The organism is Collinsella aerofaciens, assembly GCF_015560135.1.
In the GTDB taxonomy this organism is placed as follows: domain Bacteria; phylum Actinomycetota; class Coriobacteriia; order Coriobacteriales; family Coriobacteriaceae; genus Collinsella; species Collinsella aerofaciens_AN.
The window spans coordinates 1-12,539 of sequence record NZ_JADMRH010000011.1 but is presented as its reverse complement, the minus strand read 5'-3'; the positions used below and the strand labels follow the sequence as shown (position 1 = coordinate 12,539).

Genomic DNA, 12,539 nt, shown 5'->3' with positions numbered 1-12,539 from the left:
CCTAGCGTGCCATTGCGTCGCGGCCGGCCTCGACACGCTTGCGCTGTTTGGCGCGCTCCTCGCCGGTCAGGCGCTCAAAGAGATGTCCGATAATCGAGGCCAGCACCTGTTGGAACAGCGTGCCGCACATGACGGGAAACACGACCTCGCCGGGAAAATACTGCGTGGCGATGACGGCGCCCGAAGAGATATTGCGCATGCCGCAGGTAAAGCACATGGTGGTCGTCTCGCTATACGGCAGGTGCAGGGCGCGGGCGACCAAGATACCGATGATAAAGCCGCTGATGGCGAACACCAGGATAAAGAACGCGACTTCCAAGCGCTCGACGTTCATGTGCAGCACGTAGTCGCTCATGGCGGTGGAGTTGGACGCGATGACGCCCATCATCATGAACTTGCAGGCGGGCGAGAGCGCGGGAGAGAGCTTTTCGTGGCCCCAGCCATGCGTGAGTTCGTTGATGACGATACCGAGCACGGCGGGGATGGCGATCATGAAGGCCATGTTCCGCATCATGCTCGGCACATCGATCGAGACGGTGGCGCCCAGCAGGAGCTTGAGCGTGAGCGGAATCGTCACGGGTGAGATGACCGAGGACGTCAGGATAATGGTGAGCGCGAGCGGGCCGTTGCCGCCGAACATACTGATCCACATAAAAGCGGTGACGGCTACGGGCACGCTGTACTCGAGCACGATGCCGCAGACAAGGTTGGGATTGGAATCAAAGAACAGCGAACCCATGGCATACGCCGCGATGGGGATGAGCACTGCCGAGACCAGCAGCGCCAGAATCAGGTGCAGCGGACGACGGAATACCTCGGCAACCTGATGGAAGGTGTTGCTCAGTGCGCCCTGAAACGTCATAAAGGCAAACAGGGCGGGAACGATGGGCTTGAGCACGCCGATTTGCTGGGGAAAGAGCACGCCGAGTGTCACGCAAATCGGGACGATGACCTGCATGTGCCCCGCGAGGAACTTACCCAGTCCAACCCATTGCTTCATATATCCTGCGACTCCCTTTGCCCATGAATGCATATGAATGGATATGCTAGACGCTTGCATACGTTCGTGCGGCAGAAACGCTCGTTTGTTTCGAGGATATTACCGCCTTCGTTTACCGAAACCGGGGCGTACTGCGGCGTTTTGCGTCCGTACTGCACGGTATAATAAATTCGTTCAACAGATCTGCCTGCCGAAGCGGGCATACACAGAGGACTCATCGCTATGAACCGTGAGAGGTATCGCGGCGACCTGCCCCTATCGGGGGTGGGTGCCTATGTCATCGCTTAAGACGACGCACCGCTGGGCGGTTGCTCAGCAAAACCCCGAGCTCGAAAAGGAGCTTGCGACGGGTCTGGGCATTCCCGGGCTGGTGGCGCGCATTATGGTCGCGCACGGCATTGGCTCCATCGAGGAGGGCCAGCTGTTTTTGACGCCCTCGCTCGACCGCGACTGGGCCGACCCACTCATAATTCCGGGCATGTCGGTCGTTGCCGACCGCGTTGAGCGTGCTATTCGCAACCACGAGCACATCGCCGTCTTCGGCGACTTCGATGTCGACGGTATTACGTCGACTTGTCTGCTGACCGAGGCGCTGCGCACGTTTGGCGCCGATGTCACGCCGTTTATTCCGCATCGCTTTGACGAGGGCTACGGTCTTTCGCGCGCGGCACTCGACCGCGTTAACGAGCTCGCTCGCCCCCAGCTGATCGTGACCGTCGATAACGGCATTGCCGCCAAGGAAGAGGTTTCCTATCTGGAGAGCCTGGGGATCGATTTGGTGGTCACGGACCATCACGAGCCCTCCGACCAGGTGCCGCAGGGTGTACCCCTGACCGACCCCAAGCTCGAGGACGAGGGCCCCTCGCGCGAGCTCGCCGGTGCTGGCGTGGCGCTCAAGCTGGTGCAAGTCCTGGGTGAGCGCCTGGGCAAGCCGTCGTATTGGCGTTCGCTAATCGAGGTCGCGGCGCTGGGCACCGTGTCCGACATGATGCCGCTCACGCCCGAGAACCGCGCGCTGGTTGCCGAGGGCATCCGGCAGATGCGCGTAACCGCTCGCCCCGGCTATATCGCGCTTGCCTCGCTCGCCAAGGCGGACCTTTCGAGCATTACGGCGGATGGCCTGTCATTCTCGCTCATTCCCCGCTTAAACGCTGCCGGTCGCATGGCCGATCCCAAGCTGGCGCTCGACCTGCTGCTTGCCCACAATCCCATCGAAGCAAGCGCGCTGGCGGCTGAGCTCGAGGAAATCAACCGCCAGCGCCGTGAGATCGAGGCGGAGCTCACGCGCGATGCCATGGCAAAGGTCGAGGAGACCTATGACGGCGGACGCGCGATCGTCGTGGGCGGTGAAGGCTGGCACGAGGGCGTCAAGGGCATCGTGGCAAGCCGTCTGACCAACCGCTATCACGTGCCGGCACTGCTGTTCTCGATCGAGGACGGTATCGCGCGCGGCTCTGGTCGCTCGGTGGGCAATGTTAACCTGTTTGACGCCGTTGAGCGCTGTTCCGACCTGCTGATTCGTCGCGGCGGACATGCCGGTGCGGTGGGAGTGACCATCGAGGCATCCAAGCTCGATGAATTCCGTCGTCGCCTTTCCGCCGTGCTATCGGAGATTCCCGCCGAGGACTTTGAAGACATCGACGAGGTTGCCGCCACGGTCGACCTTTCCGAGCTGAATATCGAGACTATAGAGCAGATTTCCCGTCTTGAGCCGTTTGGCCAGGGCAACAAGGTGCCGCTGCTGGCCGCCGAGGGCGTGACGATGTGCGATCGTGCCGTGGTGGGCAAAACCGGCGAGCACATGCGCTTTGTGGCGACCGATGGCGCCGCGAGCGTGCCGGCCATTATGTTCCGCGTGCCGCAAATCGATAAGCTCATCAACTGCGATAGCGCTGTCGACTTGGTGTTCGAGGCCGTTGCCGAGCATTGGCAGGGGCGTGTGAAGCCCAAGCTCATGATCAAGGATGTCTTGGTGCGCGATACCACGGCGTCCAATATCGACGATCCGGCATGTGAACTTCGCCGCGGCGTGCAACCGGCGGATTCTGGCCTGCGCCTGGAGTCGCGTAAACGCGAGACGCTCGCCCAGCTTTCTTATGCTGAGCTCACGCGCTCGCTTATCCATAGCTTTATCGGCTCGAACCAGCCGCACCGCGCGCAGGTCGAGGCGCTCGATGCCCTGGCCGATCACCAAAGTGTTCTGGCCGTTATGGGAACGGGGCGCGGCAAGTCGCTTATCTTCCACGTGCATGCCGCGCGCGAGGCGGTCCTTCGCGGGCGTGCGAGCATCTTTGTCTATCCGCTGCGCGCGCTCGTTGCCGACCAGGCCTATCACCTCTCGTCGACGATGGCAGCGCTTGGCATTGGCGTTGGCGTGCTGACCGGCGAGACCGTGGAGGCCGCACGCGATGACGTGTTCGCCGGTCTAGCTTCGGGCCGCACCGGTATCGTGCTCACGACGCCCGAGTTCCTGTCTATCCACCGTGACCGTTTCGCGCGTTCGGGCCGCATCGGCTTTGTCGTTATCGATGAGGCACACCACGCCGGCCTTGCCAAGGGCGGCGACCGTAGCGCCTATCTTGACATGCCCGATATCCTCAAAGCCCTGGGCGACCCGGTCGTTATGGCTGCGACGGCCACCGCGACGGCTCCGGTCGTGGCCGAGCTTGCCCGCATGTTGCCGATCACTCGCACGGTGGTCGACGAGACGGTGCGCGAGAACCTGCAGCTCGAGGACGACCGCGACCTTGCGAGCCGCGAGAACCGTTTGGTGTCGATCGTGGCGACGGGGGAGAAGACCGTCATTTACGTCAATTCGCGCGACCAGTCCGTGGCGCTCGCCAAGACGTTGCGCAAGCGTGTGCCCGATTGCGCAACCCATATCGCGTTCTATAACGCGGGGCTTGCGCGTTCCGATCGCCGTCGCGTGGAGGAAGCATTCCGAGACGGAAGCCTCAGCTGCATCGTTTCGACCTCCGCCTTTGGCGAGGGTGTCAACCTGCCCGATATCCGCCATGTCGTGCTCTACCACATGCCGTTTGGCGCCATCGAGTTCAACCAGATGAGCGGACGCGCCGGTCGCGACGGGCAACCTGCCGTGATTCACCTGCTCTATTCGTCGCGTGACGCTCGCATTAACGAGCGCCTGCTCGACTGCTACGCGCCCGAGCGCGACGAGCTCGTCACGCTCTATCGCGCGCTGCAGACTATGTGGCGCTCCAACCGCGGCAAGACCGGAGCCGACTCATTTAGTGCGAGCGATATCGACATCGCGCAGATGTGCCTTGCCATCGATGCCCGCACGCCGGTTGACGAGCGCTCGGTGGCAAGCGGTCTGGGAATCTTCGAAGAGCTTGGCTTCTGTCGCGTTTCGGGGTTTGATGACACCCGTCGCATTGCGATGGCCGAAAACCCCGGCCGTGTGCAATTGAGCAGGTCAATCCGCTATTTGGAGGGCTTGCGCTCGCGCATGGAGTTCTCGGCTTTCCGGAGTTGGGCGCTTGATTCGTGCGCTTCTGATATGCTAGCCAAAGTTAACCGCCCGATCGTACCGCGGGCCTAGGGGAAGGGGACCTCGATGGATGCCGCAGCCCGTACCGCCCATGATTCCACCCTCCAACCGTTCTCGGAGATGGAGCACTATAAGCATGCCGATGAGCTGCCGCCCGAGATTATGGCGGACAGCTACGACAAGCTGGAGCGCCTGTGCCTCAAATATATGAATGAGGACGACTTCTCTAAGGTGGAGCAGGCCTATTGCTTTGCTGCCGAGAAGCACTGCAACCAAAAGCGGCGCTCGGGTGAGATGTACATCAACCATCCCGTCGAGGTGGCTATCATTCTGGCCGACCTCAAGATGGACTGCGATGTGGTGTGCGCCGCGCTGCTGCACGATACCGTCGAGGATACCGAGACCTCGCTCGCCGATGTTTCCGGTCTGTTTGGCGATACGGTGGCCGAGCTCGTCGATGGCGTGACCAAGCTCACCAACATCGAAGTCGATAGCATGGACGAGAAGCAGGCGCTTACGCTGCGCAAGATGTTCCTCGCCATGTCCAAGGACATCCGCGTCATTATCGTTAAGCTTGCCGACCGTCTGCACAACATGCGCACCCTTGCAGCTCTGCGCGAGGACCGTCGCCTGTTTAAGGCCCGCGAGACCATGGACGTGTATGCGCCCCTGGCCGACCGTCTGGGCATGAGCTCTATTAAGTGGGAGCTCGAGGACCTGTCCTTCTTCTATCTGGAGCCCGATGCCTACCAGCGCATTGCGCGCATGGTGGCTGAGTCGCGCGAGGTTCGCGAGCGCTATCTGGCCGAGACCATCAAGACGCTCACCGACGAGCTCAACCGCATTGGCCTGGAGGGCTTCCAGATTAATGGCCGCTCCAAGCACTATTGGTCCATCTACCAAAAGATGAAGCGCAAGGGCAAGGAATTCTCCGAGATCTACGACCTGGTGGCGCTGCGCGTCATCACCCATTCGGTGCGCGATTGCTACTCCACGCTCGGCGCGGTGCATACGCTGTGGCACCCCATGCCCGGTCGCTTTAAAGACTATATCGCCATGCCCAAGGTCAATAACTACCAGTCGCTCCACACGACGGTTATCGGTCCCACGGCTCGTCCGCTCGAGATTCAGATTCGAACCTATGAGATGCATGAGCAGGCCGAGTACGGCATTGCCGCCCACTGGCTCTATAAGAAATCGGGCGGATCGTCTGCTTCCAAGACCAATGACGCTCAACGTTTGGACGATCAGATCAACTGGCTTAAGCATTCGCTCGATTGGGCTGCGTCTGATGAGATCACCGACGCCAAGGAATACCTGCATTCGCTGAAGGTCGACCTCTTCGATCAAGAGATCTTCGTCTTTACGCCCAAGGGCGAGGTCATGGCGCTTCGTGCCGGCTCCACGCCGCTCGACTTTGCCTACGCCGTTCACACCGAGGTGGGCAATCACTGCGTCGGCGCTAAGATCAACGGTGCGGTGGCCCCGCTCACGCATGAGATCAAGACGGGCGACCGCGTTGAAATCCTGACCAACAAGAGTTCCAAGCCGTCGCGTGATTGGCTCAAGATCGTTAAGACGCCTTCCGCCAAGTCAAAGATCCGCCGTTACTTCGCTGCCGCGACCAAAGACGATGACGCTGCTGCCGGCCGCGATATACTGGCCAAGGACCTGCGCAAGCGCGGGTATGGCATCTCTACGCCGCGATCCACGCGTGCGCTCAACGCCGTGGCGGAGCAGTTGAACTTCAAGCAGCTCGAGGACCTGTTTGCCGCCGTGGGCGCCGGCAAGGTTGCCCCGCGCGCCGTGGGTAACAAGGTCGAGCAGATTTTGGACCCCAAGCCCGAGGAGCAGCTCACCAAGGCCGAGGCTATCGCCGAGGTCGTGAAACAGCCGGCCCGAGGCTCCAACCGCAAGCCGCAAAAGCGCGGCAAGAGCGCCAGCAACGGCATTATCGTCAAGGGCGAGAGCAACAGCGGCCTGCTGGTCCGTCTGGCACATTGCTGCAATCCGGTGACGGGCGACGATATCGTCGGCTTCATCACGCGCGGTCGTGGCGTTTCGGTGCATCGCGCCAACTGCCCCAACGTCAAGGGTCTTATGGAGCATCCCGAGCGCATGATCGAAGTGGAGTGGGACGGCGCAGCCGACACCCTCTTCCAGGTCGAGATCGTGGTCGAGTGCCTGGACCGCATGGGCCTGCTCAAGGATGTCACCATTGCCATTGGCGATGCGGGCGGCAATATCCTTTCTGCCGCCACGTCGACCAACCGCGAGGGTATTGCAACCCTGCGCTTTATGGTCGAGATCTCGGACGCGAGCGGTCTGGATCCGCTGCTGGCTTCCATCAGCAGTGTCGATTCGGTCTACGACGCTCGCCGTCTTATGCCCGGCGAAGGCGGAGCTCAGCTCAAGCGCCGTGTGTAGGTGCGAGAGCCTCTCAGCATCATAGATATTGGTTACGTTCGAGGCATCGTTTGGTGCCTCGAACGTATTTTAGAAGGAGGGTATGCGCATGGGCGATATGACTTTGGACCTGACACCCCGAGGTGCAGCTTCGATTGAGGCACTCGTCAACGGCCCGATTCAGACCAACTGCTACGCCGTGATTTCGAATGACGAGTGCTTAATCGTCGATCCGGCGTGGGAGGGCGAGCGTCTTGTGGAGCATATCCGCACCGCGCATCCCGAGGTTCGCGTACTCGGCTCTGTCTGCACGCACGGTCATGCCGACCATGTTGGCGGGGTCGCCGGGGTTCGAGCTGTCGTTGGCGACAGCGCACTATATGAGTTGTGCGCTAAGGACGTGACGGTGCCTCGCGCAAATATCGAGGAGCAGCGCGCCATGTGGGGTATTGAGACGCCCGATCCGGGCGAGCCGACGCGGCTGCTTGCCGAGGGCGATACGATTGAATTGGGCGATATCTGCCTGCAGGTGATCGAGACGCCGGGGCATACGCCGGGCGGCATCGTCCTGTTCGCCGCGACCGAGCAGGGGAACATCGCCTTTGTGGGCGACACGCTTTTCCCGGGCAGCCACGGTCGTACCGATCTTTCCGGCGGTGACGAGGCGGCGATTATGCGCTCGCTCTCCAAACTTGCCAAGACGCTTCCGCCCGATACCGTTTGCTTGACGGGCCATGGCGATTCGACCACGATGGCGCGCGAACTTATGCAGAATCCGTTTATGCAGATGTAGGCTCGAAGCCGTCTTTCGAACCACGAAGACCGCTCAATCGTCAAGCTATTTTCCCCAGTGGGTCGATTCTGTGGGGCAAACGGTCAAAAATTGTCCAATCGGATGGTATTCGTGAACAAACGAACGTTTATGCTCGGGTATGTCGTGGTAAAATCTCAGGCGTTATCGGAGCAACCTTACAGGAGGTTTCTTTTATGCTCGTCAACGCAGCAGACATGCTCAAGAAGGCCGAGGCCGGCAAGTACGGTCTCGGTGCCTTCAACACCAACAACCTCGAGTGGACCCTGGCTATTCTCCAGGCCGCCGAGGAGGCCAAGTCTCCGCTGATCCTTCAGTGCACCGCTGGTGCCGCTAAGTGGATGGGCGGTTTCAAGGTCTGCGCCGACATGGTCAAGGCTGCCGTCGAGGCCACGGGCGTTACCGTTCCCGTCGCCCTTCACCTCGATCACGGTTCTTACGAGGACTGCTTCAAGTGCATCGAGGCCGGCTTTACGTCCATCATGTATGACGGCTCTCACGAGGAGACCTTCCAGCTTAACCTCGACCGCACCAAGGAGCTCGTTGAGCTTGCCCACTCCAAGGGCATGTCCATCGAGGCCGAGGTCGGCGGCATCGGCGGCACCGAGGACGGCGTGACCTCCAACGGCGAGCTCGCTGACCCCGCTGAGTGCAAGCAGATTGCTGACCTGGGCGTCGACTTCCTCGCCTGCGGTATCGGCAACATCCACGGCGTGTATCCCGCCGACTGGGCTGGCCTTTCCTTCGAGCGTCTGGGCGAGATCAAGGCTCAGACCGGCGACCTGCCCCTCGTTCTGCACGGTGGTACCGGCATCCCCGAGGATCAGATCAAGAAGGCCATCTCCCTGGGTATCTCCAAGATCAACGTTAACACCGATCTGCAGCTCGTCTTCGCCAAGGGCGTTCGCGAGTATATCGAGGCTGGCAAGGATCAGCAGGGCAAGGGCTTTGACCCCCGCAAGCTCCTCAAGCCTGGTCGCGACAACATCGTTGCCCGCACCAAGGAGCTCATGGAGGAGTTTGGCTCCGTCAACAAGGCGTAAGTAGCGGTTTAACTTTCCCGTCGGAGGCCCCGTTCACCCTACGCTTTTCCCTTGCGCTCACCTGGCTTTGCCAGAAGTCGCGCAATGGGAAAAGCTCCGGGCGAACGGGGCCTCCTTTGTTAACTCGCTGCAGGGTTACGAGGCTGAATTCATTTTTGCTACCGTTCAGCGGCGTTGATGGCTCCTTTGTTGGGGCTTTCTATTTATCTCGCTACAATGGGCTTCGAGAGTTCTAATGACTTGGAGTTTGGTATGGCTGTTATTAATGTGCTGCCTTCGGATGGGAAGGTTATTGACGAGGGTCCTGTTGGTTGCTCTATTGATGTTTGCTGTGATGACTTTCGCCATCTCGATATTGGACTGCCGCCCGAGATTCTTCGACTCAAGGATGCCGGATATTTGACGCAGGCTGTTGCGGCTTGTGATCGTCTTTTGAGGCAGAATCCTGAGCCTTCCCTGGCAGCCTGCGTTCGTGCCGAGCGGTATCGCATGCTTGAGACGCCGCTTCATTTTTCGGTGTCGCGCGATCGAGCTATTGCGATGATTCGCGAGGAGTGGCCTGAGTTTACCGAGGAGCAGTTTGACGATCTGATTGACCGTAAGCGTATTGACTGGCGCTTTATCGATGGCGAGCTGTTCGTTCTCGACAACTTCCTCGATTCGCTTCGCGTATATCCCAAAGAGGTCCCCGGCATGCGTCCCGATTCTACGGACGGAATAGCACTGCGCGACGAGATGCTCAAGGAGATGGAGTCACAAAACGGATTGGCTCGCGTCATTACGCTTAAAGCGTCCGTGTCTGTCCCCGGCGCTCTGGAGGGGGAGACCGTTTGCGCTTGGCTTCCCGTCGCGGCTGCCTGCCGTCAGCAGTCTCGGGTCGAGATTCTCGACATGACGCCGGAGGGTGCTGTTGCTCCCGCGAACGCTTCGGCGCGTACCGCCTCGTGGTCTTCTTCGAGTGAGCGCTCATTCTCGGTGACTTATCGTTATCACATCGATGCTGCTTATTGTGATGTCTACGGTGGCACACTTCCGGTTCATCCGCGTATGGACGCGCCTCTGCCCGAGGATATTTCCGAGGACCGTCCGCACATTGCATTCACGCCGTATCTGCAGCAGCTGACGGCCGGTGTTGTTGACGGACTCGAGGATCCGCTCGATCGCGCTCGTGCTATCTATGATTATCTGACGCAGCATATCGACTATCGCTATCAGCCGCCGTACTTGCTTTTGGGATCTATTGCCGATGACTGCGCGCATTCGCTCCGCGGCGATTGCGGCGTTATGGCGCTCACGTTTATCACCATGTGCCGTATCGCGGGCGTGCCTGCCCGTTGGCAGAGCGGCCTGTACGTTGCGCCCGATTCGGTGGGGTCGCACGACTGGGCAGAGTTCTATACGCCGCAGACCGGTTGGCTCAACGCCGACGTGTCATTTGGATCTTCTGCTCACAGGATGGGGGAGGAGTGGCGCCGCCGTCACTACTTTGGCAATCTCGACCCATGGCGTATGGTGGCCAACAATCGATTCCAGGCAGAGTTTGAGCCCTCTTTCGACGGCATGCGCGAGGACCCTTACGATAACCAGATGGGTGAGGCTTCGGTCGACGGTCGCGGATGCCGTCAGCGCGAGATGCTACGCACGGTCGAACTCATCGAAATGCTCGAAGTTCCATTTTCGGACTAATCGGTAGAAAGCTGTGATAAACTAACTCACGCATTGCGTGCCCGAGTGGCGGAATTGGCAGACGCAGTGGACTCAAAATCCACCGTTGGCAACAACGTGCGAGTTCGAGTCTCGCCTCGGGCACCATACATGCAAGTGAGCGTTCGAGGGGGTTGCGGCCCCCTTTTTCGTGCCGAACTCGCGTGAGCGCGCGAAGCGTTAAGCAAACAGGCCTGTGGCCTGTCTGTAGCGGAGCGTGGCGAGGGCGCCACGCGCCCGAAGCCCGGGGCTTCGCGAAGCGAAGGCCCTTCGAGTCTCGCCTCGGGCACCATACATGCAAGCGAGCGTTCAAGGGGGTCAAGGCCCCTTTTTCGTGTACGTAATGTGATAACGCGCTGTACGTGTTATTATTCGCAAGGCGTTGTTCCCGCAATGCCCTAAAGAGGAACCCGAGGGTTCCCACCTTTTGGCGCCAATGAGCAGCTGACTGGTCATACAACTTAGATTACCTTCCTCAAATCGAGGAAGTCTATGTGTACGACCTGGTTGCTGAGAAGCGCCGGGTTATTTTTTTATGAATGGAGGTAGGGAAAATAGCTAAGTCTGATGACACCCGCATCAACGACGAGATCACTGCATCTTCGTGCCGTTTGATTGGCGTCGATGGCTCTCAGCTCGGCCTGTTCGCCATCCGCGATGCCCAGCGCGTCGCCGACGATCAGGGTCTCGACCTGGTCGAGATCGCTCCCAACGCGGAGCCGCCGGTCTGCAAGGTCATGGACTACGGTAAGTTCAAGTACCAGCAGGCCATGAAGGCCAAGGCTGCTCGTAAGAACCAGTCCAAGGTCGAGGTCAAGGAAATGAAGTTCCGACCCAAGATCGACGTTGGCGACTACGAGACCAAGAAGGGCCACGTTCTGCGTTTCCTCAAGAAGGGCGCACGCGTTAAGATCACCATCATGTTCCGCGGCCGTGAGATGGCTCACCCGGAGCAGGGCCTTAACGTTCTCGAGCGTCTCGCCGAGGATCTCAAGTCTTACGCTACGGTCGAGTCCAAGCCTAAGATGGAAGGCCGTAACATGCTTATGCTGCTCGCCCCGATTAAGGGCGCCTTCGATGAGGATAAAGCGGCAAGCGATACCAAGTAACTAGTGTTCTGTAACCGATTAAGGAGTATTTCATGCCTAAGATGAAGTCCCACAGCGGCACCAAGAAGCGTTTCCGCAAGACTGGTACCGGCAAGCTTATGCGCGCCAAGGCTTTCAAGAGCCACATCCTGAGCAAGAAGTCCACCAAGCGTAAGCGTGGCTTCCGTCAGGAGACCGAGATCGCCGCTGCCGACCGCAAGGTCATCAAGTCGCGTCTCGCCTAAGTTCGCTTTCCCGTTTTTCGTTTTACCGTCTAGGAGTTGATAGAACATGGCACGTATTAAGCGCGCTGTTGCCGCCAAGAAGAAGCGCCGTACCGTTATGCACCGTGCGAAGGGTTACTACGGTGCCGCTTCGCGTACTTACAAGCATGCTAAAGAGCAGGTCCAGCACTCCCTGCAGTATCAGTATCGTGATCGCCGCAACAAGAAGCGCGAGATCCGTTCTCTCTGGATCACTCGTATCAACGCTGCTGCTCGCCTGAACGACATCTCTTACTCTCAGTTCATGCACGGCCTGAAGGTTGCCGGCATCGAGCTCGACCGCAAGGTCCTGGCCCAGATGGCTTACGAGGACATCGAGTCCTTCAACGAGCTGGCTACCATCGCCAAGAAGGCTCTCGAGGCCTAATAGATTCTCTTGAATCGCTAGGGGAGTGTCGCGTTGTGCGCGGCGCTCCCTCTTTTTATCTGAAGCGCTGGTTTATATAGCAAAAGCGCGGGTAGATAGACACTTACAGGTGACCGATCTTTATATATCTCTTAACCGAAGGGTCATCATCTGATACGTGCAGTATTTCTGCACCAGCCTTTCTATGACTTATATAGGAAGCGATGTATTGTGTAGGACTTGTGAAGAGTGGAATTCCCGCCCACGGCGCCCCTCCGGTCTGGCAATATATCTCCTTGCCGCGCGGCCCGGTCGGACCGGATGAGCCGCAAAGCGTGCACCTTGA

9 protein-coding genes and 1 tRNA gene are annotated in these 12,539 nt (G+C 59.4%); 9 read left to right on the top strand and 1 reads right to left on the bottom strand.

All coding sequences use genetic code 11. The features are described from left to right. Position 1: 1 nt before the first annotated feature. Positions 2–1,000 (bottom strand): bile acid:sodium symporter family protein, encoded by a 999-nt coding sequence (locus I2H19_RS05995; protein ID WP_195621943.1) that lies wholly within the window; start codon positions 998–1,000, stop codon positions 2–4. A 274-nt stretch (positions 1,001–1,274) separates the two neighbouring features. Here I2H19_RS05995 and recJ point away from each other — a divergent pair, with 274 nt between their 5' ends. The 9 genes from recJ to rplT all read left to right on the top strand — a co-directional run bounded on the left by recJ (position 1,275) and on the right by rplT (position 12,214). Continuing rightward, positions 1,275–4,562: a single-stranded-DNA-specific exonuclease RecJ gene (recJ, locus tag I2H19_RS05990; RefSeq protein WP_195621942.1), complete on the top strand. Its 3,288-nt coding sequence runs from the start codon at positions 1,275–1,277 to the stop codon at positions 4,560–4,562. Between the two features lie 15 nt (positions 4,563–4,577). Further along, positions 4,578–6,938, top strand: a complete 2,361-nt coding sequence (locus I2H19_RS05985) for a RelA/SpoT family protein (RefSeq protein ID WP_195621938.1) — start codon at positions 4,578–4,580, stop codon at positions 6,936–6,938. An 88-nt stretch (positions 6,939–7,026) separates the two neighbouring features. Next, positions 7,027–7,710 (top strand): MBL fold metallo-hydrolase, encoded by a 684-nt coding sequence (locus I2H19_RS05980; RefSeq protein ID WP_324252737.1) that lies wholly within the window; start codon positions 7,027–7,029, stop codon positions 7,708–7,710. Between the two features lie 194 nt (positions 7,711–7,904). Continuing rightward, positions 7,905–8,771 carry a class II fructose-1,6-bisphosphate aldolase gene (fba, locus tag I2H19_RS05975; RefSeq protein ID WP_117766024.1) on the top strand — a complete coding sequence of 289 codons (867 nt, stop codon included), beginning with the start codon at positions 7,905–7,907 and terminating at the stop codon, positions 8,769–8,771. 252 nt (positions 8,772–9,023) lie between these two features. Then, complete coding sequence (locus tag I2H19_RS05970) at positions 9,024–10,457, top strand: transglutaminase-like domain-containing protein (protein ID WP_195621934.1); 1,434 nt, start codon at positions 9,024–9,026, stop codon at positions 10,455–10,457. A gap of 39 nt (positions 10,458–10,496) precedes the next feature. Further along, a tRNA-Leu gene (locus I2H19_RS05965) sits at positions 10,497–10,583 on the top strand. A 431-nt stretch (positions 10,584–11,014) separates the two neighbouring features. Continuing rightward, positions 11,015–11,584 (top strand): translation initiation factor IF-3, encoded by a 570-nt coding sequence (infC, locus tag I2H19_RS05960; protein ID WP_195621933.1) that lies wholly within the window; start codon positions 11,015–11,017, stop codon positions 11,582–11,584. Between the two features lie 32 nt (positions 11,585–11,616). After that, positions 11,617–11,808 (top strand): 50S ribosomal protein L35, encoded by a 192-nt coding sequence (gene rpmI / locus I2H19_RS05955; protein WP_006234422.1) that lies wholly within the window; start codon positions 11,617–11,619, stop codon positions 11,806–11,808. A 46-nt stretch (positions 11,809–11,854) separates the two neighbouring features. Beyond that, positions 11,855–12,214: a 50S ribosomal protein L20 gene (gene rplT, locus I2H19_RS05950; RefSeq protein ID WP_006234421.1), complete on the top strand. Its 360-nt coding sequence runs from the start codon at positions 11,855–11,857 to the stop codon at positions 12,212–12,214. Positions 12,215–12,539 lie beyond the last annotated feature (325 nt).